The sequence below is a fragment of the Streptomyces sp. NPDC127595 genome (genome assembly GCF_042671685.1).
In the GTDB taxonomy this organism is placed as follows: Bacteria; Actinomycetota; Actinomycetes; order Streptomycetales; family Streptomycetaceae; genus Streptomyces.
Genome location: NZ_JBHXWK010000011.1, coordinates 52,908 through 77,856, shown reverse-complemented (window position 1 = coordinate 77,856; position 24,949 = coordinate 52,908). Strand labels below are relative to the sequence as shown.

Genomic DNA, 24,949 nt, shown 5'->3' with positions numbered 1-24,949 from the left:
CTACAGAACATGCGGATCATGCGAGTCATGCGAGTCATGCGAGTCATGCGGGTCATGCGGGTTATGCGGAACATAGGGACACGCGGATCGTGCTGAACATCAGTGCGCTCGAACAGTGCGTGCGTGCGTTGCGAAACTTCAGGGTGTACCCGCGGACACGGGCCCGCGGAGGTGCGTGAACGGTGGTTGATCGGATAGCAAGGGCTTATGGCGGTCCTCGTCGCGCTCGGCGCGTTCCTGATGACGCTGGCCGGCGGCTGGACGGCACAGCGGGTGACCGACCGCCGTCATCTGGTCCTGGGCCTGGCCGGCGGCCTGATGCTCGGCGTGGTCGGCCTCGATCTGCTGCCGGAGGCGCTGCACGCGGCGGGCGAGGAGGTCTTCGGCGTACCGGCCGCGCTGCTGCTGTTCGTGGCCGGGTTCCTGCTGGCCCACCTGGTGGAACGCCTGCTGGCGGCACGGCAGGCGGCGCACGGCGGTGAGGAGAAGGCCGGCCGGGCGCCCGAGGTGGGCCTGACGGCGGCCGGCGCGATGGTCGGCCACAGCGTGATGGACGGTGTGGCGATCGGCGCGGCCTTCCAGGTCGGCGGCGGCATGGGCCTGGCCGTGGCCCTCGCCGTGGTCGCCCATGACTTCGCGGACGGCTTCAACACGTACACGATCACGAGCCTGTACGGGAACGACCGCCGCAAGGCGATCATGATGCTCGTCGCCGACGCGGCGGCTCCGGTGGCCGGCGCCGCCTCGACGCTCTTCGTCACCATCCCGGAGCAACTGCTCGGCTGCTATCTCGGCCTCTTCGGCGGCGTACTCCTCTATCTCGCCGCCGCCGAGATCCTCCCCGAGGCACACCACGAACACCCCGCCCGCTCGACCCTGCTGTGCACGGTCGCGGGCGCGGGCTTCATCTGGCTGGTGGTGGGCCTCGCGGGCTGACGGACGGGGATTCACAGTTTCCCGCCGCGCCCGCTCTCGCGCCGCGCGGGCGCGATGAGCGTCGACAGATACGGCAGCGGTCCGCCGTCGAGTTCGGCCGCGGGCCGGATCGACTCGCTCTCCAGGCCGAGCGCGGACCCCCACACGGCGTCGTCGAGCCGCCCGGTCTCGCGCAGCGCCTCGGCCACTTCCGCGGCCTGCCGCCCGAACTTGTACGCGACGACGGTGCCCGGCCCGTTGAGGGCGTCCTTGAGGACCGCGGCCCCGGCGGTCACCGGCACCAGGGTGAGCGGCTCGGTTCCCTCGGTGAGCACGGCTCCCGACCGCGCGGCGAGGTCCTGCATGGCGGTGATACCGGGCACGGTCTCGACGACGGTCCCCGGTACGAGTTCCGCGATGGTCTGCGCGAGATAGGTGAAGGTGGAGTACACGTTGGGATCGCCGATGGTGGCGAAGGCGACGACGGCGTGCGCGCCCAGCAGCCCGGCCACCCGCTCCCCGGCCGCGTCCCAGGCGGCCTCCCGCCGCCCCCGGTCCGTCCGCTCGTTCAGCGCGAACACGACCCGTACGACCTTCTCCTCGGGCACGTAGTGCAGGACGGTGGCCTCCGCCCGCCCCCGCTCACCGGTATCCATCACGGGTACGACGACGACCTCGGCGGCGCGCAGAGCGTTGACGCCCTTGACGGTCACCAGCTCCGGGTCACCGGGCCCGACCCCGACTCCGATCAGCTTGCTGCTCATGACGTCAGGCACCTCTCCACGAACCGACGGGCGACACCGGGCTCGGACGCCCAGTGCGTGTGCAGATAACTCGCGTGCACACCGTGTTGTACGAAACCTTCGACCCGCTTCTGAGGGGCTCGCACACCCCAGGCGGGAGCCGCCCCGGCACCGGGCTCGACGACGGTCCGGTGGAACTCGTGCCCCCGCATCCGCGTCCCGGCCACGGCGAGCACACTGTCCGACACGGCGACGGCGTCCCGGTATCCCAGGGTCAGCCGCTCGTCCATACGGGCCTTGGCGTCGATCACCCCGCACATCGGCTGCCCATCGAGCTCACGCGACAGATACAGCAGCCCGGCACACTCGGCGGCGACCGGCGCCCCACTCTCGGCCAGCGCCGCAACGGCCTTCCGCAACGGCTCATTTGCGGATAGCTCGGGCGCGTACACCTCGGGAAACCCACCCCCGATGACCAACCCGCCCACACCGGCGGGCAGTTGCTCATCCCGCAGGGGGTCGAAGGTGACAACTTCGGCCCCGGCGGCGGAGAGCAGCTCGGAGTGTTCGGCGTAGGAGAAGGTGAAGGCAGGTCCCCCGGCGAGGGCAACGATTTTCAGCCCGTCCGGCGTTTGAGGACGAGCCTTTCGGGCGACCGGGGGTTTGGGGGCGGAGCCCCCAAGTTCAGGAACGGGAAGGGGCGGAGGAGGCGAAGAACCAACAACCCCAGCCGCATCCCAGGCCGCACCCGCCAACACAGGCGCACTACGCGCCAACGCAAGCAACGCCCCGAGATCACACCCCTCCCGCACCTGAGAGGCCATGGCGGCCACCGCATCCACGGCCGCCGCCCCCCGCTCGGCAACAGGCACAAGCCCCAGATGCCGAGAAGGCGTCTCCACCTGAGGCGCCCGCCGCAGGACCCCGAACACGGGAACCCCCGACTCCTCGAGAGCCTCCCGCAGCATCCCCTCATGCCGCACGGACCCCACCTTGTTGAGGATCACCCCCGCCACCCGCACCTCGGGATCCCAGGAGGCGAACCCATGCACGAGCGCGGCCACGGACCGGGACTGCGAAGAAGCATCGACAACAAGAACGACCGGCGCCCGAAGCAACTTCGCGACATGAGCGGTGGAGGCCAACTCCCCTTCCCCCGCGGCCCCGTCGAACAGCCCCATCACACCCTCGACGACAGCGAGATCGCACCCCCGGGCGCCATGCCCGAACAACGGCGCGACCAGCTCCGCCCCACACAGATACGCGTCGAGATTCCGCCCCACACGCCCGGTGGCGAGCGCGTGATACCCGGGATCGATGTAGTCGGGCCCCACCTTGTGCGGGGACACGGCAAGCCCCCGCGAGGCGAACGCGGCCATCAGCCCCGTGGCAACGGTGGTCTTGCCGCTGCCCGAGGAGGGCGCGGCAATGACCAGCCGAGGAACGGAAATCACCACTCGATGCCCCTCTGGCCCTTCTGGCCGGCGTCCATCGGATGCTTGACCTTGGACATGTCGGTCACCAGATCGGCGAACTCCACCAGCTTCTCGGGGGCGTTGCGCCCGGTGATGACCACGTGCTGGGTCCCCGGCCGGTCGCGCAGCACGCCCACGACCTCGTCGACATCGATCCACCCCCAGTGCATGGGATAGGCGAATTCATCCAGCACATAAAACTGGTACGTCTCGGCAGCCAGGTCCCGCTTGACCTGCTCCCACCCCTCGCGGGCCTTCTCCTCGTTGTCCATCTGGGAGTCGCGCTGCACCCAGGACCAGCCCTCGCCCATTTTGTGCCAGTCGACGGTCCCGCCCTCGCCGCTGGCGCCGAGCACCCGCAGCGCGTTCTCCTCGCCGACCTTCCACTTCGCCGACTTGACGAACTGGAACACACCGATGGGCCAGCCCTGATTCCAGGCGCGCAGCGCGAGCCCGAACGCGGCCGTCGACTTGCCCTTCCCCACGCCCGTGTGCACGACGACCAGCGGCCGGTTCCGCCGCTGCCGTGTCGTCAGCCCGTCCTCCGGTACGACACTCGGCTGCCCCTGCGGCACTACGCGGCCCTCCTGTTGTTGCCCTGCACGTCCCTGACAAGACCGGCGATGGAGTCGGCCCGCAACTCGTCCAGGGTCACCGCGGTACCCGCCAGCTCCACGGCGAGCTGCCCGGCGAGCCCCAGTCGCACGGCCCCCGCCTCGCAGTCCACGACCACGGACGCGACCGAGTCGGCCGCGAACAGCCGCGCCGCCCGCCCGGCGAGCGCCACCGGCTCCGGACCTCCGGTGGCCCGTCCGTCCGTCACCAGGACGACCAACGGCCGCCGCGCGGCATCCCGCAGCCGCTCGACCCGCAGCACGTCGTGCGCCTTGAGCAGACCCGCCGCGAGCGGCGTCCGGCCGCCCGTCGGCAGGGACTCCAGCCGTGCCGCCGCCGCGTCCACCGAGGAGGTGGGCGGCAACGCGACCTCGGCCGCGGACCCGCGGAAGGTCACGAGCCCCACCTTGTCCCGCCGCTGATACGCGTCGAGCAGCAGCGACAGCACCGCACCCTTCACGGCACTCATCCGCTGCCGCGCCGCCATCGACCCGGAGGCGTCCACCACGAAGAGCACGAGGTTCCCCTCACGCCCCTCCCGGGTGGCCTGCCGCAGATCGTCCCGCCGTACGACAAGACCGCGCCCCGAGCGCCCGCGCGCCAGCTGATGCGGCGCCGCCGCCTGCACGGTCGCCGCCAAGTGGAGCTTGGTGAGCGCCCCTTGGGGCCGCCGCGAGCCGGTTGTCCGCCCGTGCTCGGTCCGCGCCCGCGAACGCCGCCCGGCGGCACCTTCGCCGAGCCCCGGCACGCTCAGCACCTTGGTGCGAAAGGGCTCGGCGGCCTGTACGGGGGCCTGCTCGCCGCCGCCCTGCGGCTGCCCGCCCTCACCGGGCTCGCCCTGCGCCGGGGCGGCATCACCGGCGGGGGAGTCACCCTCCGGCGGCTGCCCGCCGCCACCGGGCCCGTTCGGATCCGGATCGGGGTCGGGGTCGTCGTCGGATCCCCCGAACTCCTCCAGCGTCTCGTCGAGCTTGTCCTCGTCAAGTCCCGGCGCGTCGAAGGGATTACGCCGACGCCGGTGCGGCAGCGCGAGCAGCGCCGCCTGCCGCACATCCTCCGGGAGCACCTCGGTGCGCCCGGCCCACGCGGCCAGCGCGGTCGCCGTCCGCGCCATCACGATGTCGGCGCGCATACCGTCCACCTCGAAGGCCGCACAGGTCGCCGCGATCTGCCGCAGCGCCCCGTCCCCGAGATGCACGGACGGCAACAGCTCACGCGCCGCCACGATCTGCGCCCGTACGGCGGACTCCTCGTCCGCCCACCGCGCCGCGAAGCCGTCCGGATCGTCGTCGTACGCGAGCCTCCTGCGCACCACCTCGACCCGCTGATCGGGCTCCCGCGAGGCGGCGACCTCGACGGTCAGCCCGAACCGGTCGAGGAGTTGAGGCCTGAGCTCACCCTCCTCGGGGTTCATGGTCCCCACGAGCAGAAAACGGGCGGCATGCCGTACGGAGACACCCTCGCGCTCGACGTAGGAGGCACCCATCGCGGCCGCGTCGAGGAGCAGGTCGACCAGGTGGTCGTGGAGCAGGTTGACCTCGTCGACGTAGAGGATCCCGCGGTGCGCGTCGGCCAACAGGCCCGGCTCGAAGGCCTTCACGCCCTCCGCGAGCGCCCGTTCGATGTCCAGGGCACCCACGAGCCGGTCCTCGGAGGCACCGACGGGCAGCTCGACCATCCGGGCGGGACGCTTCGTACCGGGACCGACCTCGTGCGGACCGTCCGGGCAGGCGGGGTCGGGGGAGGCCGGCGCACACGAGAATCGGCATCCGGCGACGACGTCCACCTCGGGGATGAGCACCGAAAGGGCGCGTACGGCAGTGGACTTGGCCGTGCCCTTCTCGCCGCGCACGAGCACACCGCCCACCGCGGGCGACACGGCGTTCAGCAGCAGTGCGAGCCGCAGGTCGTCCTGGCCGACAACGGCCGTGAACGGAAAGGGAGTACTCACTGGTCGTCGCCCTCCAAGTCGCCTTCGAGCTCCAGATAGGTGGCGCGCAGCCGCTCCAGCGTCTCCGCGTCGGGCTCGGCCCACAGCCCCCGGTCGGCGGCCTCAAGCAGCCGCTCCGTGATCCCGCGCAGCGCCCAGGGGTTGGACTTCTTCATGAAGTCCCGGTTCTCGGGGTCGAAGACGTACTCGGCGCTGAGCTTCTCGTACATCCAGTCGTCCACGACCCCGGCCGTCGCGTCGTACCCGAAGAGGTAGTCGACGGTCGCCGCCATCTCGAAGGCGCCCTTGTAGCCGTGCCGCCGCATCGCCGCCATCCAGCGGGGGTTGACCACGCGGGCGCGGAACACCCGGTGCGTCTCCTCGCCCAGCGTGCGGGTCTTCACCTGGTCGGGCGTGGCGGAGTCGCCGACGTACGCCTCGGGGCTGGTGCCCGTCAGATGGCGGACCATGGCGACCATGCCGCCGTGGTACTGGAAGTAGTCGTCCGCGTCGACGAGGTCGTGCTCGCGGGTGTCGACGTTCTTGGCGGCGACGGCGATCCGCTTGAACGCGGTCTCCATGTCGCCGCGCGCGGCCCGCCCGTCGAGCCCGCGCCCGTAGGCGTAGCCACCCCAGACCGCGTACACCTCGGCGAGGTCGGCGTCCGAGCGCCAGTTCCGCGCATCGATGAGCGGCAGCAGTCCGGCCCCGTACGCGCCGGGCTTCGACCCGAAGATACGAGCCGTCGCGCGCCGCCGGTCGCCGTGCTCGGCGGTGTCCTCGTCGGCGTGCTTGCGCACGTAGTTGCCCTCGGCGGGCTCGTCCAGCTCGGCCACCGCCCGCACCGCGTCGTCGATGAGACCGACCACGTGCGGGAACGCGTCCCGGAAGAACCCGGAGATACGGACCGTGACGTCGATGCGCGGCCGGCCCAGCTCCTCAAGGCCCACGATCTCGAAGCCCGTCACGCGGCGCGACGCGTCGTCCCACACCGGGCGGCAGCCGAGCAGCGCGAGGATCTCCGCGATGTCGTCGCCCTGGGTGCGCATGGCGGAGGTGCCCCAGACCGTGAGGCCGACGGACGTCGGGTACGCGCCGGTGTCGCTCAGGTACCGCTGGATCAGCGAGTCCGCGAGCGCCTGCCCGACCTCCCAACTCAGCCTGGACGGGATGGCCTTGGGATCGACGGAGTAGAAGTTGCGGCCGGTCGGCAGGACGTTGACGAGTCCGCGGGTCGGGGACCCGGAGGGGCCCGCAGGGACGAAACCGCCGTCAAGTGCCTTCAGGATGTGGCTGATCTCGTCGGTCGTCTTCGCGAGCCGGGGTACGACCTCGTCGCAGGCGAACTTCAACACCGCGACGGCGTCCGGGAGTTCGACGCCCACGACCTCGCGCACGAGAGCGGGGACGGCCGCCGCGTCCCAGCCGCGCTCCTCCATGCCCTCGGCGAACCGGCGGCACAGCTGCTCAAGGAGGTCGATGGCGTCGGCGCCGGTCCGCGCGGGTCCCTCGACCAGCGAGGTCAGCCCGTCCGGCACCTTCACCGGCGCACCCGGCTCGCCGAGCAACTCCTTCTCCACCAGCCCGAAGTGCTCGGCGAGGCAGGCCCGCAGACCGGGCAGTGCGTTCGCCGTGCCGCCCCACACCTGCGAGGCGCGCAGCACGGCCAGTACGAGGTTCACCCGCGGTTCGGCCTCCGGACCGCCGCCGAGAATGTGCAGCCCGTCCCTGATCTGCACGTCCTTGATCTCGCACAGATAGCCGTCGATGTGCATGACGAACGAGTCGAAGTCGTCGTCGTCCGGCTGGTCGTCGACATGCAGGTCATGGTGCAGCTCGGCCGCCTTGACCAGCGTCCAGATCTGCGCGCGCACGGCCGGCGCCTTCGTCGGGTCCAGGTCGGACACGAGCGCGTACTCGTCGAGGAGCTGCTCCAGCTTCGCCAGATCGCCGTACGTGTCGGCGCGCGCCATCGGCGGCACGAGATGGTCGACGACCGTGGCGTGCCCGCGCCGCTTGGCCTGGGTGCCCTCGCCGGGGTCGTTGACGATGAAGGGGTAGATGAGGGGCAGTTCACCGAGTACGGCGTCGGGCGCGCAGCCGCCGCTGAGGCCAAGTCCCTTGCCCGGCAGCCATTCCATCGTGCCGTGCTTGCCCATGTGGACGACCGCGTCGGCGCCGAACGAGTTGTCCAGCCACCTGTAGGCCGCCATGTAGTGGTGCGAGGGCGGCATGTCCGGGTCGTGGTAGATCGCGATCGGGTTCTCGCCGAAACCGCGCGGCGGCTGGATCATCACGACGACGTTCCCGAACTGGAGGGAGGCCAGCACGATGTCGTCGCCGTCGATGTACAGGTTGCCCGGCGGCTCGCCCCACGCCTCCAGCATGCCGTCGCGCAGCGCGGGTTCGAGCTTGTCGAACCACGCCTGGTAGTCGGCGAGCGGTACGCGTGCGGGGGCCGAGGCGAGCTGTTCCTCGGTCAGCCACTCGACGTCGTGGCCGCCGGCCGCGATGAGGCGGTGGATCAACTCGTCGCCGTTGTCCGGGTATTCGGTCAGCGCGTACCCGGCGCCCTTCAGCGCGTCCAGCACCCGCACCGCCGAGGCGGGCGTGTCGAGACCGACCGCGTTGCCGACCCGGGAGTGCTTCGTCGGGTAGGCGGTGAAGACGAGCGCGAGCTTCTTGTCCTTGTTCGCCTTGTGCTTCAACCGGGCGTGGCGCACGGCGATTCCGGCGACGCGCGCGGCCCGCTCCGGGTTGGCGACGTACACCGGGACGTCGTCGGGACCCTGCTCCTTGAAGGAGAACGGCACGGTGATGAGCCGCCCGTCGAACTCCGGGATCGCGACCTGCATCGCCGCGTCCATGGGGGAGAGGGCGGCGTCCGACGCCTCCCACGCGGCATGCGAGGAGGTGAGGCAGAGTCCTTGCAGGACAGGGATGTCGAGGTCGGCGAGCGCCCCGATGTCCCACGCTTCCTCGTCACCGCCGGCGGAGGCCTCTGAGGCGTGGGTGCCGCCGGCCGCGAGCACGGTGGCGACCAGCGTGTCGGCCTTGGCGAGGATCTCGTACAGTCCCGCGTCGGCGTCGCGCAGCGAACCGCAGTACACGGGAAGGGCGTTGGCGTCCCGCGCCTCGATCGCGTCGCACAGCGTGTCCACGAAGCCGGTGTTGCCGGACAGCTCGTGCGCCCGGTAGAAGAGCACGCCGATCGTCGGCCGACCCTCGACGAACGCCCGCTCGCCGTGGACCCCGAACTCGGCCGTCTTCCGCGGCTCTTCGAAGCCCTCGCCGGTGAGCAGCACGGTGTCGGAGAGGAAGCGGGCCAGCTCGGTCAGGTTCTCCGGGCCGCCCTCCACGAGATAGCGCAGCGCCTCGGCGACCACACCGGCGGGCACGGACGACTCGGCCATCAACTCCGCGTCGGGGACGGCCTCCCCGCCGAGCAGCACGGTCGGAATACCGGACGCCTTGAGGAAGGCGAGCCCGTCCTCCCAGGCGCGCTTCCCGCCAAGGAGCCGTACGACGGCGATGTCCGCGCCCCTGACCAGCTCGGGGAGTTCGGCGGTGACGTCCACCCTGGTCGGATTGCCGATCCGGTACGCGGCGCCGGAGGCCCGGGCCGCCAGCAGATCCGTGTCGGCGGTCGACAACAACAACACTGTGCTCATGCGGGCGCTCCCGGTGGGATGAAAGGCAGTCCTGACGGCGCGCCCGACTCGATGAGCCGCCACAGCGCGTCCGTATCCGCGTGTTCCTCGATCAGATCGCCGAGCAGGTCCAACTGCTGCTCGCGCAGCGCCGCGAACGACGTGCCGGCGGCCGATACGAAGCGACGCCCCGCGGCGGCCGCCACCTCGCGCAGGAAGGCACGCCGGAACCCGTCCGACTCCAGCGAGCCGTGCCAGTGCGTGCCCCAGACCTCGCCGACCCGGCAGCCGTCCAAGAAGGCGTCCCCGCCGGTGACTTGGGCGACACCGTGATGAATCTCGTACCCCTCGACGTGTTCCCCGAGGGCCTCGCCCACGGGCCGTGTGAGCGTCTTCTCCCGAGCGAACCGCACCCGTACGGGCAGCAGTCCGAGCCCGTCGACATGACCGGCCCGCGACTCGACCTCGTCCTCGATGTGCTCACCGAGGAGCTGGAAGCCGCCGCAGATACCGAGCACGGGCCGCCCCTCGGCGGCCCGCAGGGCGATCGCGTCCGCGAGCCCGCGCTCCCGCAGCCACTCCAGCGCCTTCACCGTCCCCCGGGTGCCGGGTACGACGACGAGGTCCGCGTCGGCCAGTTCCTCGGCCCGGTCCACGAAGCGCACGACGACACCAGGTTCGGCGGCCAGCGCGTCCACGTCCGTGAAGTTGGACATCAGGGGGACCGCGCAGACGGCGACCCGCAGCACGTCCGCGCCGACGGGCGCGGCGACCGCGGACTCCCGGACGGCGCCCCTGAGCGAGACCGCCATCCCGTCCTCCTCGTCGATCCCGAGGCCGTGCCGGAAGGGCAGCACGCCGTAACTGGGCCGCCCGGTGAGCCCATGGAGCATGTCGAGCCCCGGCTCCAGCAGGGAGACATCCCCGCGGAACTTGTTCACCAGGAACCCGGCGACGAGTTCCTGGTCCTCGCGCGACAGCAGCGCGACGGTCCCGAAGAAGGACGCGAAGACGCCCCCACGATCGATGTCGCCCACGACAAGCACGGGCAGTCGCGCGTTCCGTGCGATCCCCATGTTCACGATGTCCGTCCGCCGCAGATTGATCTCGGCAGGACTCCCCGCCCCCTCACAGATCACCGCGTCATACGTGCCCCGCAACTCGGCGAGGCACTCCAGCACGGTCCCGAGCAGCGCTTCCTGCCGCCCCCCGTGGTAGCCGCGAGCGCTCATCTCACCCACGGGCTTCCCCATGAGGACGACCTGACTGCTCCGGTCACTGCCCGGCTTGAGCAGCACGGGATTCATGAGCGCGGTCGGCTCCACGCGAGCGGCCTGCGCCTGCATCGCCTGTGCCCGCCCGATCTCGGCGCCCTCCCGCGTCACGAACGAGTTCAGTGACATGTTCTGCGCCTTGAAGGGCGCGACCTTGACGCCCTGCCGCACAAGCCACCGGCAGATCCCGGCGGTCACGACACTCTTGCCCGCGTCGGAGGTGGTCCCGGCGACCAGCAGCCCGCCGCTCACGAGGCACGCCCCTTCCGGAGAAGCCGCCCGGCGACGCTCACGCCCAGCGCGAGCCAACTCACGCGCCGGGACAGCCGTACGGCCCGCTCGATGTCACCGACCACCACGGCACGCCCCCCGCCGTTCAGTACGGGCCGATGCTCGACCCTTCCGCCGTACGCGAGGGTCCCGCCGAGCCGCACACCGAGCGCCCCCGCGAACGAGGCCTCCACCGGCCCGGCGTTGGGGCTCGGATGCTTGCAGGCGTCCACCCGCCAGGCCCGCACGGCGCCTCGCGGATCATCTCCGGCAGCGGTGGCGAGGGCAGCGGTGAGCCGCGCCCCCGGCCAGCCCGCGACATCGTCGAGCCGAGCGGAGGCCCAGCCGTAGCGCCGGTACCTGGCTGACTTGTGCCCGACCATCGCGTCGAGCGTGTTCACGGCACGGAACCCGACAAGCCCGGGCACACCGCCGATGGCCCCCCATACGAGGGCGCCCACCACGGCGTCGGAGGTGTTCTCGGCGACCGACTCGACGACGGCACGCGCGATGCCGTCCGCATCGAGCGCCTGCGGGTCCCGCCCGCACAGATGCGGCAGCCGCTCCCGGGCCACCTCGACATCGCCGGCTTCCAGCGCGCTGCCGATCGCCCGGGCCTCCCGGCCGAGGGAGGTTCCCCCGACGACGGCCCAAGTGGCGGCGGCGGTCAGCGCGATGGAGGCGGTACGGGATCCACGTACGGCATGACTGGCGAGCGCCGCGAGCCCGGTGGCACCGCCCGCACACACGGCGGTGTGCAGCGCGCCCCACCCGCGGTGGTCCCGCCACAGCACCCGCTCCACGGCTCCCGCGGCCCGGCCGAACGAGGCGACCGGATGCCCCCGGCGGGGATCGCCGAGCAGCAGGTCACCGAGGAGGCCGGCGGCGGCGCCGTACGCGAAGACGCGATCGGCACGCACCGGTTCAGCCGACCGTCAGGTCAGGCACAACCGTCGTTCGCAAGGCACTTGGGCAGCCGCGCATGGCGATATGTCCTCACTCAGGGTGTCCACGCCCTGGTTCGAAGAGACCGACGGTGAGAGTTCCTGGCTCCCGGGGACTACTTCCCCGGTCACAGTGGCGGGACCGCGCCGGATTCGCACCGGCTTCCTCTCGTGCCGTCGTACTTGGCTCCGGCAGTCCACCACGGTGTTGGAAGACCCGTCAACTTGCTGTTGACCTGCGGAGGGAGAGTGTGCGAAGGCCCACACAGGGGTGGGGCGCGGGACGTTGACACGTCCCGCGCCCCACCTTGTTCGTGCGCTTGTCCGACGTGACCGTCAGGCCACGATCAGATAGATCCCGTACGCCACCGCCGCCGCGCACGCCGCGAAGCAGGCGTAGGCGCCGGTGACCGCGAGAGCGGCGGAGCCGCCCTGTGCCGAGGCCGACTCGCGCCTGGAGAGGCCGACGATGCCCAGGGTGAAGAGGCCCACGAGGGCCACGGTGGTCACGAGGCTGACTCCGAAGACGGAGCCGAGGGCTGCCCAGTCGATGTGCATGCTGTCCGTTCCTTACACCGTGGCCGGAGAGGTGGGCTCCGCGTCCGGGGACGGGATGGTGGCTTTCAGGTCGCCTGCCAGGTCGCCGGCGAGCGGGCCCGCGGGGGGCGGGGTGACCGCGGCGATCGCGGCGGTGACGACTCCCGAGGGCTCGGCGGTGATCTCGTTGACGTTGTCGATGGTCACCGGCCGGCGGCGCGACAGCTTCCAGATGGTGCCCGCGCCGGCCACCAGGAGCGCACCTGTCAGGACGATGCCCCAGGTGCCCTGCTTGGTGAGGACCTCGGCGCCCGCGCCGACCAGGCCCGCCGCCGGGAGCGTGAGGCCCCAGGCGATGAACATGCGGGTCGCGGTCGACCAGCGGACGACACCGCCCTTGCGGCCCAGGCCCGAGCCCATCACGGCGCCGGAGCAGGACTGCGTGGTGGAGAGCGAGAAGCCCAGGTGGGAGGAGGCCAGGATGACGGTTGCCGCGCTGGTCTGGGCGGCGAAGCCCTGTGGCGGCGCGAGGTCGGTGAGGCCCTTGCCCATGGTGCGGATGATGCGCCAGCCGCCCAGGTAGGTGCCGAGCGCGATGGCCGTACCGGCCGAGACGATGACCCAGGTGGGAGGGTTCGAGTCCGGCGCGATCACACCGCCGGTGACCAGCGCGAGGGTGATGATGCCCATCGTCTTCTGCGCGTCGTTCGTACCGTGGGCCAGCGAGACGAGGCCCGCCGAGGCGATCTGCCCGGCCCGGTAGCCCTTGGCGGTCGCCTTCTCGTCGGCACGGCTGCCGATCCGGTACGTCAGCCGGGTGGCCAGCATCGCGGCGAGTCCGGCCACGACGGGTGCGGCGATCGCGGGGAGCAGCACCTTGGTGACGACGGTCGAGCCGTTCACCGCCGACCAGCCGGCCGACATGACCGCGGCGCCGATGAGGCCGCCGAAGAGTGCGTGGGAGGAACTGGAGGGCAGACCCAGAAGCCAGGTCAGCAGATTCCAGAGGATGGCGCCGACGAGCGCCGCGAAGATCACTTCGGTGCGTATGCCCTCTTCGTTGATGATCCCGCCGGAGATCGTCTTGGCGACCTCCACGGAGAGGAACGCCCCGACGAGATTCAGCACGGCGGACATGGCCACCGCCGTCTTCGGTCTCAGAGCGCCGGTGGAAATGGTCGTCGCCATCGCATTGGCGGTGTCGTGGAAACCGTTCGTGAAATCAAACACGAGAGCGGTGACGATCACGATTCCGAGGAGGAGCGTGATGTGTTCCATTAACCCAGGCTTCTGTTGGACGTCAGTGGCACGAGGACCGTAGGTAGCCTGAATGAACGGAAGATGAACGTAGACGGGCATTCGAGTGTCTCTTCCTTGAGTCGCCCCTCCGAATGCGCCGGAGGGGCGACTCCGGGGCCGGCCCGATGTCTCGAACCAAGGCGGAATGCCGGGTTCCGTGGCCGGTGCTAGCCCTTCGCGAGCTTCTTGAGCTGGGCCGTGGATCCGTTGAAGAGATTCTGGTCACCCGGCAGGCTGCCGCTGTTGTCGTACTGCCAGAAGGTCCAGAAGGACCAGCCGGCCGGCAGGGTGCCCGCGGTCGCCGAGTCGTAGCGCGCGAGCCACAGGGAGTGGTTCGCGCCGAAGGCGCGGCTGCTGCCGGTGCAGGTGTTCCACCAGTGCGTGGTCGTGTAGATCACCGGACGGCGTCCGGTCTGCCGCTTGACCTCGTCGCTGAAGGCCTTGATCCAGCTCACCATCTTGGCTTTGGTCAGGCCGTAGCACTTGTTCTTGCCGTACGGGTTGTACTCGATGTCGAGCGCGGGCGGCAGCGTCCAGCCGTCCCCGCTCCAGCCGCCGCCGTTGCGCACGAAGTGCGCGGCCTGGGCGGTCCCGGACGACTTGTCCGGCAGGGCGAAGTGGTAGGCGCCGTGGATGATGCCCACATCGCGCGCCCCGTTGTACTGCTGGCCGAAGTACGGATTGCGATAGGTGTGGGACTCGGTCGCCTTGACGTAGACGAACTGGGCGCCCTTCGACCTGGCGCTCTGCCAGTCGACGTTCTTCTGGTGCGAGGAGACGTCGTGCCCCTTGGGCTTTCCGGCCGCGGCGGCCGGAACCTCGGCGAGCGCGGTCCCTCCGACGGTGAGCGCTGTGATGGTGGCCGCGACGACGCGGGCGCGATGGCGGGACGGTCTGTTACCACGGGCCATATTTCCCCCCGGAATGGCTACGTGCGTGACAAAACCCCCAGAGGCTACTGGAAGATCATCGAAAGCTCGTCGATCTCCGGCCAATTGCCCATAGGGCGGTGATATATGCCCATATGTGTTCTTACGGACGCGCGGATTCCGTTCTAAAGTGCCCTCGCCGCTGCCACGTTGACTCCGCCGCCTGGCAGGATCGCGGCATGGCTGAGCAGCGGCGGGACGCACGGGTCGATCGGGGCGGACGGGAAGGCGCGCAGGCTGCGCGGGAGCGGCACGCGCCGGACGCGCGCGGCGCGGAGGAGCGGGCGTGGGACGAACTCGTCGCCACGGCCCGCCGTACGGTGGCCGAGGGACTGGTGGTCGGTACGTCGGGCAACGTCTCGGTGCGCGTCGGGGACACCGTCCTGGTCACACCGACGGGAGTGCCCTACGACAGGCTGACGCCCGGTGACGCCGTGGGCGTGGACCTCGACGGCCGGCAGGTACGCGGTTCGCTCCTCCCGACGAGCGAACTGCCCATGCACCTCGCCGTCTACCGCACCACCGACGCACGCGCCGTCGTCCACACCCACGCACCGCACGCGACGGCCGTCTCGACGCTCGTCTCCGAGCTCCCGCTGATCCACTACATGGCGGGCGATCTCGGCGGCCCGGTCCGTGTTGCCCCCTATGCGACCTACGGCACCCCGGAGTTGGCCGAGAACATGCGCCAGGCCCTCACCCACCGCACGGCCTGCCTCCTCCAGAACCACGGCACGATCGCCTACGGCTCGTCCCTCGGCCAGGCCTACGACCGCACCGCCCAGCTGGAATGGATGTGCCGAGTCTGGCTGACCGCCTCCTCCGTACCTGGGCTGTCACCCACGCTGCTGACCCGGGAGCAGGTGGCGGAGGTGGGAGAGCGGCTGAAGGGGTACGGGCAGCGGGGGTAGGGGCGAAGCGGGTGCACGCGCGACGGATGCACCAGAGGCAGGCGCCGCCCACCCCTCCGCGGTCGCGCTCGCCTTCGCGCTCGCGCTCGCCCTCGCCTTCGCGGTGCCCTCGCCTTCGCGGTCGCGCTCGCCTTCGCGGTGGCGGTCGCGGTCGCCTTCGCCCTCGCGGTCGCCCTCGCCCTCGCCCTCGCGCCGGGAGGTTACCCCCAGCCCACCGGCCGGCCTACCCGCGCGGCATCGCCGAACCACCCCTCGCCCCTCCGCCGCGGGTGCAGCCCACCAACCGCCCGGCACGGAACTCCCCAACCCAGGAACGCAGCCCCAGTCGCGCCGAGCGCTACTCCACTTCGCCCCGCCGGGGTGGCAGTTCCTCCCGCCGCAGCGGAGCTCGGCCCAGACGCACCGATTCGGCGGTGCCGAACCATCCGGCGGCCGGAGGACCGCCCGCCCCACGCGGGCGAAGGCGTTCAGTCGACGCAGGATGCCCGGGTGGGAAGCGGGCATCGACGTCCCGGAGCAGTCGAATCATGCGTGACGGGGACTGCAGGACCGCCCGCCCCACGCGGGCGACGGCGCGCGGCCGTCGCCGGACGCCCCGGCGCTCTGTCGCGGCTGAGTCATGCGCATTGAGCCCGCAGGCCCGCTCGCGCGCGGCATGGGCGACGGCGCGCGGCCGTCGCTGGACGCCCGGCGTTCCGTCGCGGCTGAGTCATGCGCATTGAGCCCGCAGCCGCGCCCGCGCGCGGCATGGGCGACGGCACCGCGGCCGTCGCTGGACGCCCCGACGCTCCGTCGCGGCTGAATCATGCGCATCGAGCCCGCGGCCCGCCCGTCCGGCATGGGCGACGGCGCGCTGCTAGCGCCGGACGCCCCGGCGTACAGCCGACCTCCACGCCCGCCGCGGAATCACCCGCGCCGGCGGAAACAGCGGCCCCGTCCCCGCCGGGGGAGGTGTCATCCCGAGCCCCGCCCCCGCTGGCCGATAACCGGCTCCCCCGGGAGACTGGACGCGTGCGCACTGTCAAAGCGGCGGCCGCAGCCGTCACCGTAGCCCTCGCCGCGGGCGCGGCCTCCGTCGCGGCGGGCCGGTTCGCCAGTGACGCCGCGCTGAAGGCGCCGCCCGGCAGGCCGCTGCCCACCGAGCCCCGGCTCACCGTGCACGCCACGGCGGCGGGCGGGATCACGCTCACCCGTGACCTGGCCTCGCTGCGCCCGGGCACCTACGGTCTCGCCGGCGACGGCTCCCACGCGGTCGTCGGCCCGGTCATGGAGGCCGTGCCGCACCCCGCCGACACCGTCGTACGGCGGCTGGAACGCGTCACCCACGGCACCCTGGAGCCCGGCGACAAGGTGTGGTTCACCCCGAACGTGCACATCGGCAACCCGAGCGCCGCCCTCGGTCTCGACCACGCCGACGTCGACGTCCCCGGCGAACTCGGCGCCCTGCCCGCCTGGTTCGTACCCGGCGTCCGCGACACCTGGGTGATCACCGTGCACGGCCTGGGCACCACCCGCGAACACCCCATGAACGTGCTGGAGTTCCTGAACCGCTACCAGTTCCCCGTACTCGACCTCGCCTACCGCGGCGACCTCGGCGCACCCCGCTCCCCGGACGGCCTGAACCACCTCGGCGAGACCGAGTGGCGCGACGTCGACGCGGCGATCCGCTACGCCGTGCGCTACGGCGCCGACCGGGTCGTCCTCTTCGGCTGGTCCACCGGCGCCACCATGGCCCTGCGCGCCGCCGCGCACTCCGCGCTGCGCGAGCGGATCTCCGGCCTCGTGCTGGACTCGCCCGTCCTCAACTGGGAGACCACGCTGCGCGCCCTCGCCACCGCCCGCCACACCCCCAGCGCCCTGCTGCCCCTCGCGGTGCGCGCCGCCCAGGGCCGGACAGGCGTGCACGGCGACCGTATCGAGAACGCCGCGCACCCCGACCACCTCAAGGTGCCGACCCTGCTGCTGCACGGCCCGGACGACACCATCGCCCCCTGGGGCCCCTCCCGCCGCCTCGCCGAGAGCCGCCCGGAGCTGGTCACCCTGCACACGGTCCCGGACGCCCCGCACGGCGCCATGTGGAACGCCGATCCGGCAGGCTACGAAGAGACCCTGCGCCGCTTCCTCACCCCGCTGATGTAGGAGCAGGTAGAGGGGCTGTTTTCAGCCTGTCAGCGGTGCGAGGACGGGCCTGTTCCGGCTGAACGGCGGCTTGCGGACGGGGCCCTCGGAAGGGCCATGCCTCATTCCGTTTGGGTTTTCGGACTGTCAACCGGAAGACTGCACCCGTGACGTCCCGTAACCCGCGCGACTCCAGGCTCCGACTCGTCCGCCCGCGGCCCCTGTCCGCCGCCCCCCGAGCGGCGACCCAGCGCCGCTCGCAACGCCCGGCACCGCGCCCGCCCGAGGGCACTCCGCCGCCCGCAGAACTGGCCCGCATGGCCCGCACAGGTCTCTCCGACGCGGCCCGTGTGGCCCGCTGGGCCGACGCCGCACTCGGCCCCGGCCGCGACGGCGCGATGCCCGACGACAAGGGCAACCTCTCCGACGCGTCCGCCGAACGGGCCGCCGCCGAAATGGGACTGACCCCGGCTCAGGTCCGCGGGGACTGGGACACCGCACGTCTGGCCGGCCTCATCGAGGTGCACGGCGGCAGCGCCCGCCCCGGCTGGCGGCTGCGCGCCTGGAACCGCGACGACAGTGCCGTACTGCGCGGCTGGGTCGCCCTCTTCGACGCCTGGTCGCTCGCCTATCCGGAGCCCGCGGACCGGGAAGCGTCCGCCGTCGCCGAGGTCGTCTCGGCGATGCCCCAGGTGCTCTCCTTCCTCCAGCTCTCCGCCGGCCCCGTCCCCGTGGAGCAGCTCCTCGACCTCCTCGAACAGCGCGTCACGGAACTGCGCACCGAGCGCTGCGAAATCCCCTACGGCCCCCAGCCGGAACCGGTCGCCCAGGCAACCGCCGAGGACACCCCCCTAGCCCCCCTCCTCGACTGGGCCCTGCACGCCCTGGCCTCCGTGGGCGCGCTCACCTGCGCCGACGGACAGGCCACCCTCACCCCGCTCGGCAGCTGGGCGGTCTGGGTCAAGCTGGAGCAGATCTGCGTCGCCGCGCAGAGCCCCGCCGGGAACATCGAGGCGTCCGCCGAGGACATGCTCCGCGGCTGCGCCCAGCTGCGCCCGAACGCGGCACGCGCCGAGTACCGCGCCTGGCTCGCCGCCAGACCCGTCGGCAGCGCCGTCACCGAACTCCTCGACGCCGCCCGGGGCGAGGACGCGCTCACCCGCGGGCTCGCCTTCGAGGCGCTGCGCGTGGTCGGCGCCCCCGCCGAACCCGACGTACGCGCGGTGGCCGAAGAGACCTCGCTGCGCCCCTACGCCCTGCTGTGGCTCGCCGTGCACGACGGCCACGACCCCGAGGACGCCCACGAGGTGCTCACCCGCGCGGAGGCCACCTGGCTCTGGGTCGACACCGCCGCAGCCGTCGCCGACCACGGGGAAGCGCCGCTCCTCGTGCGCCACCTGGAGTCGGCCGTGCAGCCCACCGTGCCCATGCTCCTCGACGAGGTCCGGGCCGTCGGACACCCGCGCACCGTGCAGGTCCTGGTCGCGCTCGCCGCCGCCCACCCGGACCCGGCACTGGCCAAGGCCGTACGCCGGGCCGCCTTCCAGGTGCATACCGGGGGGAGCTGACCGGAGCCCGGCGCCTGCCCGTGTGACGCGCGCTACGGCCCCGGGACGCGTCCTACGCCGCTATCTCGGGGGCGTAGGTCCCGAAGCTCCAGATGTTGCCCTCGATGTCCCGGGCCATGTAGTCCCGCGAGCCGTAGTCCTGGTCCGTCGGAGGCATCAGGATCTCCGCGCCGTGGTCCACGGCCTGCTGGTGGTGGGTGTCGACGTCGTCCACGGCGACGTACACCCCCACCGGGCCCGCGCCCTTCATCGCGCTGTCGAAGAGGCCGCCGCGGCCCTTGGAACCGAGCATCACCGCGCCGTTCCCCAGCGTCAGCTCGGCGTGCATCACCATGCCGTTCTCGCCCTCGTACACCGACAGCTCGGTGAAGCCGAAGGCCTCCGTGAGCTGCCTGATCGCCGCCTTCGCGTCCGCGTACAACAGTGTCGGACAGATGCTCGGGCGCCCGCTGTCGATGCCTGCCATCCCGGTCACTCCCTCTCGTCCCGCCGCCGGAATCCGATCCGCTGCCCAGTCTGGCACCGGGCACTGACAACGCCTGGCCGAGCGGCCGCGACGGATCAGCCGAAGGTGTTGCACCGGGCCATGTCGCCGGTGCTGTAACCCTGGTGGAACCACTGCTGCCGCTGCCCGGCCGAGCCGTGCGTCCAGGTTTCCGGCGTCACCCGGCCCTGGAACCTCTCCTGGATCCGGTCGTCGCCGACGGCGGCCGCCGCGTCCATGCCGTCGCGGATGTCGGCGTCGGTGAGACTGGTCAGCAGCGGCTTGCCCGTCGACGGGCTCTTCGTGGTCGTCGCGTGGTGCGCCCACACCCCGGCGTAGCAGTCGGCCTGCAGCTCGACCTTCACCGAGTTGCTGTCAGCGCCGGTCACACCGTCCTGCGCCCTGCCCAGCGTCCCCATCAGATCCTGCACATGGTGCCCGTACTCGTGCGCCACCACGTACGCCTGCGCGAACGGGCCGCCGCTGGAGCCGAACTTGCTGCGCAGCTCGTCGAAGAAGCCCAGGTCCAGATAGACCTTGCGGTCTCCCGGGCAGTAGAAGGGCCCCACGGCGGACGTCGCGGTCCCGCACGCCGTGCCGACGCGGCTGCTGAAGAACACCGTGGGCGAGCGCGTGTAGGTGCCGCTGCGGCGTGTGAACTCCTGTGTCCAGTACGTCTGCACGCTGTTGACGACCGCCACGATGCGGCAGTCGTCCTTGGTGTTCGCGTCCTGTCCCGTCCTACAGGTCTGCTGGACCTGAGCGAGGGAGGAGGCGGTCGCCGCGGGCTCGTCGTTGCCGGAGGAGAGTCCGAGCTGGTCGGGTCCCACCCCGAAGAACAGCCCGAGGAGGAGGGCGATGAGCCCGGCCAGGCCGCCGCCCACGGTCGCCCTGCCGCCGGGGATCCGGCTGCCGCGTACATCCTGTACCTCGGAGGTGTCCAGGCCGGCGTCGTCGTCGAACTGCATGGAGACACCACCCTCTGCCGTACGGCTGTCGCTCTGTGGCGCCATCTTCGTACGCCCCAAGGACCCCGGCGCCGAGCGGAGGTCCGAACGGGGGACGCCCCCGCGCCCGGCCGCCGTGTCCCGGCGGCCACCTCGCCGACCCGCGCCTACGCTCTGCGCCTGATCCGTGGACCGAGTGGGCGAAGAGGGGGAAACGTGGCTGTTCTACCGGTCGAGGTGACGGCCCCGCACCCGCAGGACGCCTTCCCGGCCGTCACCGCGCCCGCCACGGTCGCACCGGCGCCGGGCCGCCCGGCGCCCCTGCACTCAGCGACGGCGCGGCACCACTCCCTTTTCCTCCGTCGCCTCCTTCCCGCGACCCTCGCGCTCCTCCTCGCGGCCCCCGTCCTCGCCGCGGCCGACCAGGCGCGCCCCGCCCCCTTCGGGGACCACATCACCGTCCACGCGCGCGTGGACAGCGCCGCCCGGCCCTCGCTGCGTACGACGAAGGACGCCGTCGAGGCGTACGACGAGGCGACCGGGCGCCCTCGCTGGAGCTACGCACGGGAGGGGCGTCGTCCGCTGGCCGTGGTCCCCGCGCGCGGGGACGCGATCGCGCTATGGGACGACGGACTGGTCACCGCCACCGCCACCACCGCCGCCACCGCGCCCGGCGGCAAGGCGGTGCGCTGGCACCGAGCCCTCCCCGGGGCCGCCCCCTGGCTCGCGGCCCAAGGCGGGAGTGGCGTACTGCGGCCGCTCGGCGCCCGTATGCTCGCCGTCCTCACCCCGCACCGCATCGCCGCCTACCGCATCGCGGACGGTGATCTGCGCTGGGTGCTGCCCGCGAGCCGGGGATGCGAGTTCGTGCCCGCGCGCGCGGTGCGCCACCGCGCGGCGCTCCTGGTCGCGCAGCCCTGCCCCGGCGACGGAGGCATCGACGACTGGACCGCCGAGATCATCGCGGTGGACGACCTCGGCCGGATCACCCCGGACCGCACGCCGCTGGGCAATGAGCGTCACAGTGCCGAACGCCCCAAGGCAGAAAAAGTGGTTGCACGGTCCCGTTAGACTTGGCCCATGGCCATTCTCCTCGCGCATTAGACGGCGGGAACGTCCTCAGCCGTCCACCCCGCCAACCACCCTGCCCTGGAGTCTGTCCGTGATCTCCGCCTCCGGTATCGAGCTGCGCGCCGGCGCCCGCCTTCTCATCGAGTCCGCCACCTTCCGTATCGCCAAGGGCGACCGCATCGGTCTGGTCGGCCGCAATGGCGCGGGCAAGACGACGCTCACCAAGGTCCTCGCAGGTGAGGGCACCCCCGCCGCGGGCAATGTCACCCGCTCCGGCGAGGTCGGCTACCTCCCGCAGGACCCGCGCACCGGCGACCTCGACATGCTCGCCGGCGACCGTATCCTCTCCGCCCGCGGTCTGGACACCCTGATCCGCAAGATGCGCGAGAACGAACAGCGCATCGCCAACGGAGCGGGCGCCACCCGCGAGAAGGCCATGCGGCAGTACGAGCGCCAGGAGACGGAGTTCCTCACCAAGGGCGGGTACTCCGCCGAGGCCGAGGCCGCCACCATCGCCGCCGCGCTCAACCTGCCCGACCGCGTGCTCGGTCAGCCCCTGCACACGCTCTCCGGCGGTCAGCGCCGCCGTATCGAGCTGGCCCGCATCCTCTTCTCGGACGCCGACACGCTCCTCCTGGACGAGCCGACGAACCACCTCGACGCCGACTCGATCGTCTGGCTGCGCGACTACCTGAAGACCTACCGCGGCGGCTTCATCGTGATCTCCCACGATGTCGACCTCGTGGAGACGGTCGTCAACAAGGTGTTCTATCTGGACGCCAACCGCGCCCAGATCGACGTCTACAACATGGGCTGGAAGCTCTACCAGCAGCAGCGCGAGGCCGACGAGAAGCGCCGCAAGCGCGAGCGGCAGAACGCCGAGAAGAAGGCCGCCGTACTGCACTCGCAGGCCGACAAGATGCGCGCCAAGGCCACCAAGACGGTCGCCGCGCAGAACATGGCCAAGCGGGCCGACCGGCTGCTCGCCGGACTCGACGCGGTGCGCGTCTCCGACAAGGTCGCCAAGCTGCGCTTCCCGGAGCCGGCGCCCTGCGGCAAGACCCCGCTGATGGCCGAGGGCCTGTCGAAGTCGTACGGCTCCCTGGAGATCTTCACCGACGTCGACCTGGCCATCGACAAGGGATCCCGCGTCGTGATCCTCGGCCTGAACGGCGCGGGCAAGACGACCCTGCTCCGTCTCCTCGGCGGCGTCGAGACCCCCGACACCGGCTCGGTCGTCGAGGGCCACGGCCTCAAGCTCGGCTACTACGCGCAGGAGCACGAGACCCTCGACCCGGAGCGCTCGGTCCTGGAGAACATGCGTTCCGCGGCCCCCGACCTGGACCTCGTCGAGGTCCGCAAGACGCTCGGCTCGTTCCTGTTCTCCGGGGACGACGTCGACAAGCCGGCCGGCGTCCTCTCCGGCGGCGAGAAGACCCGGCTGGCGCTCGCGACCCTGGTGGTCTCCTCCGCGAACGTCCTCCTCCTCGACGAGCCGACCAACAACCTCGACCCGGCAAGCCGCGAGGAGATCCTCGGCGCGCTGCACACGTACAAGGGAGCCGTCGTCCTCGTCACCCACGACGAGGGCGCGGTCGAGGCGCTCCAGCCGGAGCGCATCATCCTGCTGCCCGACGGCGTCGAGGACCTGTGGGGCTCCGACTACGCGGACCTGGTGGCCCTCGCCTGAGCCCCGGGAGGCCTCGGCCGAGCCCCTGGCGGCCGGTCAGCGCCGCTTGATCGAATGACTGATCCACTGCGTATGGATCATTCGGCCGATCCGTGATCCATCAATGGTGTGAGATCTCCTCGTACCGAGGTGTGTCCTACACCGATTTTCCGGCCGAGCCCTTCGATCCCGAGGGCTCGGCCGTCTTGCGTCTCTGACCTGGCACTTCACGGATGAACCCGTTCAGCGGTATGAACGCGACACGTCGGAATCACAGGTTCCACTTGTGGGGATGGGCTCCTGTCGTCAAAACCTTGTCTTACGGACCTTGCCGAATGGCTGGCCATGAAGCCCGGGAGGGGTGATCATGAGAGTCCAGAGCGCACTTCCGCTGAGGAGGCACGGGTGGCCGAGACTCTGAAGAAGGGCAGCCGGGTAACCGGCGCCGCGCGCGACAAGCTCGCGGCAGACCTGAAGAAGAAGTACGACTCCGGTGCGAGCATTCGAGCGCTGGCCGAAGAAACCGGCCGTTCGTATGGCTTTGTACACCGGATGCTCAGCGAATCGGGCGTCACCCTTCGTGGGCGTGGCGGAGCGACGCGGGGCAAGAAGGCCGCCTCGGCCTGAGGCCGGGCGTCCCCATCGGCTTCGGTGGTGACCACCCGGTCGGTCCTGTGATCGGCCGGGTGGTTACTGTGCAGTCACTTAAGAATGCCGTCGTACGGCATCCACCGTGACCGCACGCATCGGAGGCGTCCATGGCTTCACTCGACCCGGTTTTCGACAAGGACGGCGTACGGCTCACCGTCGACGAGTCCCTCGCCACGGTGACGCTGACCAATGCGGCCAAGCGCAACGCCCAAAGTCCTGCTCTGTGGCGGGCGTTGACGCTGGCCGGTCGGTCACTGCCGGGCACCGTCCGGGTCGTTGTGCTGCGCGGCGAGGGCAAGTCCTTCTCCGCGGGGCTCGACCGGCAGGCGTTCGCGCCCGAGGGCTTCGAGGGCGAGCCGTCGTTCATCGATCTCGCGCGCGGTTCCGAAGCCGACCTCGACGCGACCATCGCCGAGTACCAGGAGGCTTTCACCTGGTGGCGGCGCAGTGACCTGGTGTCCATCGCCGCCGTGCAGGGACACGCCATCGGTGCGGGGTTCCAGCTCGCCCTCGCCTGTGACCTGCGCGTCGTCGCGGACGACGTCCAGTTCGCCATGCGTGAGACGAGCCTGGGCCTGGTGCCCGACCTCACCGGTACACATCCGCTGGTCAGCCTGGTGGGCTATGCCCGTGCGCTGGAAATCTGCGCGACGGGGCGCTTCGTCCTGGCCGAGGAGGCCGAGCGCACCGGGCTCGCCAACCTCGCGGTGCCCGGCGACCAGCTCGATGACGCGGTACGGGATCTGGTGGCCGCGCTGGTGGCCGCGCCGCGCGACGCCGTCATCGAGACGAAGGCGTTGCTGCGCGGGGTCCAGGACCGTACGTACGAGGAGCAGCGCGTCGCCGAGCGTGCCGCTCAGGGGCGTCGGCTGCGGGACCTCGCGGGTCTGGGGGACTGAGGCCGCACGCAGGCTGCGGGCCGGTGGGGGCTGGTCGCGCAGTTCCCCGC

20 protein-coding genes and 1 riboswitch are annotated in these 24,949 nt (G+C 71.5%); of the genes, 8 read left to right on the top strand and 12 right to left on the bottom strand.

Features of this window, described 5'->3' with window-relative positions:
- Window positions 1–207: 207 nt before the first annotated feature.
- A complete protein-coding gene (locus ACFVKT_RS30400; RefSeq protein WP_385737472.1) occupies window positions 208–936 on the top strand; it encodes a ZIP family metal transporter in 729 nt (242 codons plus the stop codon).
- Window positions 937–947: 11 nt separating this feature from the next.
- Here ACFVKT_RS30400 and cobI read toward each other — a convergent pair whose 3' ends face one another.
- The 10 genes from cobI to ACFVKT_RS30350 form a co-directional block, all read right to left on the bottom strand.
- Complete coding sequence (gene cobI / locus ACFVKT_RS30395) at window positions 948–1,679, bottom strand: precorrin-2 C(20)-methyltransferase (protein ID WP_385737470.1); 732 nt, start codon at window positions 1,677–1,679, stop codon at window positions 948–950.
- Window positions 1,676–3,115, bottom strand: coding sequence for a cobyrinate a,c-diamide synthase (locus ACFVKT_RS30390; protein ID WP_385737468.1), 1,440 nt, complete (start codon window positions 3,113–3,115; stop codon window positions 1,676–1,678). Before ACFVKT_RS30390 ends, cobI begins: the two co-directional genes overlap by 4 nt.
- Window positions 3,109–3,708, bottom strand: a complete 600-nt coding sequence (cobO, locus tag ACFVKT_RS30385) for a cob(I)yrinic acid a,c-diamide adenosyltransferase (RefSeq protein ID WP_385737466.1) — start codon at window positions 3,706–3,708, stop codon at window positions 3,109–3,111. The genes ACFVKT_RS30390 and cobO overlap by 7 nt, the downstream gene beginning before the upstream one ends.
- Window positions 3,708–5,699, bottom strand: coding sequence for a putative cobaltochelatase (locus tag ACFVKT_RS30380; RefSeq protein WP_385737465.1), 1,992 nt, complete (start codon window positions 5,697–5,699; stop codon window positions 3,708–3,710). Before ACFVKT_RS30380 ends, cobO begins: the two co-directional genes overlap by 1 nt.
- Window positions 5,696–9,349, bottom strand: coding sequence for a cobaltochelatase subunit CobN (gene cobN / locus ACFVKT_RS30375; RefSeq protein ID WP_385737463.1), 3,654 nt, complete (start codon window positions 9,347–9,349; stop codon window positions 5,696–5,698). Before cobN ends, ACFVKT_RS30380 begins: the two co-directional genes overlap by 4 nt.
- Entirely contained in the window at window positions 9,346–10,854 is a 1,509-nt protein-coding gene (locus tag ACFVKT_RS30370) for a cobyric acid synthase (RefSeq protein WP_385737461.1), read from the bottom strand. Before ACFVKT_RS30370 ends, cobN begins: the two co-directional genes overlap by 4 nt.
- The gene (locus ACFVKT_RS30365) at window positions 10,851–11,792 is read right to left on the bottom strand and encodes a cobalamin biosynthesis protein (RefSeq protein WP_385737459.1); all 942 of its coding nucleotides are present in this window, start codon (window positions 11,790–11,792) and stop codon (window positions 10,851–10,853) included. The genes ACFVKT_RS30370 and ACFVKT_RS30365 overlap by 4 nt, the downstream gene beginning before the upstream one ends.
- Before the next feature lie 99 nt (window positions 11,793–11,891).
- Window positions 11,892–12,034, bottom strand: a riboswitch (cobalamin riboswitch).
- A gap of 118 nt (window positions 12,035–12,152) precedes the next feature.
- Window positions 12,153–12,374, bottom strand: a complete 222-nt coding sequence (locus tag ACFVKT_RS30360; protein WP_365428332.1) for a hypothetical protein — start codon at window positions 12,372–12,374, stop codon at window positions 12,153–12,155.
- Between the two features lie 12 nt (window positions 12,375–12,386).
- Window positions 12,387–13,631, bottom strand: coding sequence for an anion permease (locus ACFVKT_RS30355; RefSeq protein WP_385737457.1), 1,245 nt, complete (start codon window positions 13,629–13,631; stop codon window positions 12,387–12,389).
- Window positions 13,632–13,819: 188 nt separating this feature from the next.
- The gene (locus ACFVKT_RS30350; protein WP_385737455.1) at window positions 13,820–14,563 is read right to left on the bottom strand and encodes a lysozyme; all 744 of its coding nucleotides are present in this window, start codon (window positions 14,561–14,563) and stop codon (window positions 13,820–13,822) included.
- A gap of 197 nt (window positions 14,564–14,760) precedes the next feature.
- Here ACFVKT_RS30350 and ACFVKT_RS30345 point away from each other — a divergent pair, with 197 nt between their 5' ends.
- The 3 genes from ACFVKT_RS30345 to ACFVKT_RS30335 all read left to right on the top strand — a co-directional run bounded on the left by ACFVKT_RS30345 (window position 14,761) and on the right by ACFVKT_RS30335 (window position 19,178).
- Window positions 14,761–15,492 (top strand): class II aldolase/adducin family protein, encoded by a 732-nt coding sequence (locus tag ACFVKT_RS30345; protein ID WP_385737453.1) that lies wholly within the window; start codon window positions 14,761–14,763, stop codon window positions 15,490–15,492.
- Between the two features lie 1,011 nt (window positions 15,493–16,503).
- The gene (locus tag ACFVKT_RS30340; RefSeq protein ID WP_385737451.1) at window positions 16,504–17,631 is read left to right on the top strand and encodes an alpha/beta hydrolase family protein; all 1,128 of its coding nucleotides are present in this window, start codon (window positions 16,504–16,506) and stop codon (window positions 17,629–17,631) included.
- A gap of 146 nt (window positions 17,632–17,777) precedes the next feature.
- Window positions 17,778–19,178 carry a hypothetical protein gene (locus ACFVKT_RS30335; RefSeq protein ID WP_385737449.1) on the top strand — a complete coding sequence of 467 codons (1,401 nt, stop codon included), beginning with the start codon at window positions 17,778–17,780 and terminating at the stop codon, window positions 19,176–19,178.
- 52 nt (window positions 19,179–19,230) lie between these two features.
- Here the strand turns inward: ACFVKT_RS30335 and ACFVKT_RS30330 are convergent, their stop codons facing one another.
- Together ACFVKT_RS30330 and ACFVKT_RS30325 are read right to left on the bottom strand one after the other, a co-directional pair.
- A complete protein-coding gene (locus ACFVKT_RS30330) occupies window positions 19,231–19,644 on the bottom strand; it encodes a VOC family protein (RefSeq protein WP_385737447.1) in 414 nt (137 codons plus the stop codon).
- A gap of 95 nt (window positions 19,645–19,739) precedes the next feature.
- Complete coding sequence (locus ACFVKT_RS30325) at window positions 19,740–20,630, bottom strand: neutral zinc metallopeptidase (RefSeq protein ID WP_385737862.1); 891 nt, start codon at window positions 20,628–20,630, stop codon at window positions 19,740–19,742.
- 195 nt (window positions 20,631–20,825) lie between these two features.
- On the opposite strand from ACFVKT_RS30325, the gene ACFVKT_RS30320 reads away from it, so the two are divergent.
- The 4 genes from ACFVKT_RS30320 to ACFVKT_RS30305 all read left to right on the top strand — a co-directional run bounded on the left by ACFVKT_RS30320 (window position 20,826) and on the right by ACFVKT_RS30305 (window position 24,899).
- The gene (locus ACFVKT_RS30320; protein ID WP_385737446.1) at window positions 20,826–21,680 is read left to right on the top strand and encodes a hypothetical protein; all 855 of its coding nucleotides are present in this window, start codon (window positions 20,826–20,828) and stop codon (window positions 21,678–21,680) included.
- 91 nt (window positions 21,681–21,771) lie between these two features.
- Window positions 21,772–23,370, top strand: coding sequence for an ABC-F family ATP-binding cassette domain-containing protein (locus ACFVKT_RS30315; protein WP_385737444.1), 1,599 nt, complete (start codon window positions 21,772–21,774; stop codon window positions 23,368–23,370).
- A gap of 384 nt (window positions 23,371–23,754) precedes the next feature.
- The gene (locus tag ACFVKT_RS30310) at window positions 23,755–23,976 is read left to right on the top strand and encodes a helix-turn-helix domain-containing protein (RefSeq protein ID WP_006123601.1); all 222 of its coding nucleotides are present in this window, start codon (window positions 23,755–23,757) and stop codon (window positions 23,974–23,976) included.
- Between the two features lie 131 nt (window positions 23,977–24,107).
- Window positions 24,108–24,899, top strand: a complete 792-nt coding sequence (locus tag ACFVKT_RS30305; protein WP_385737442.1) for an enoyl-CoA hydratase/isomerase family protein — start codon at window positions 24,108–24,110, stop codon at window positions 24,897–24,899.
- The last annotated feature ends 50 nt before the right edge of the window (window positions 24,900–24,949 follow it).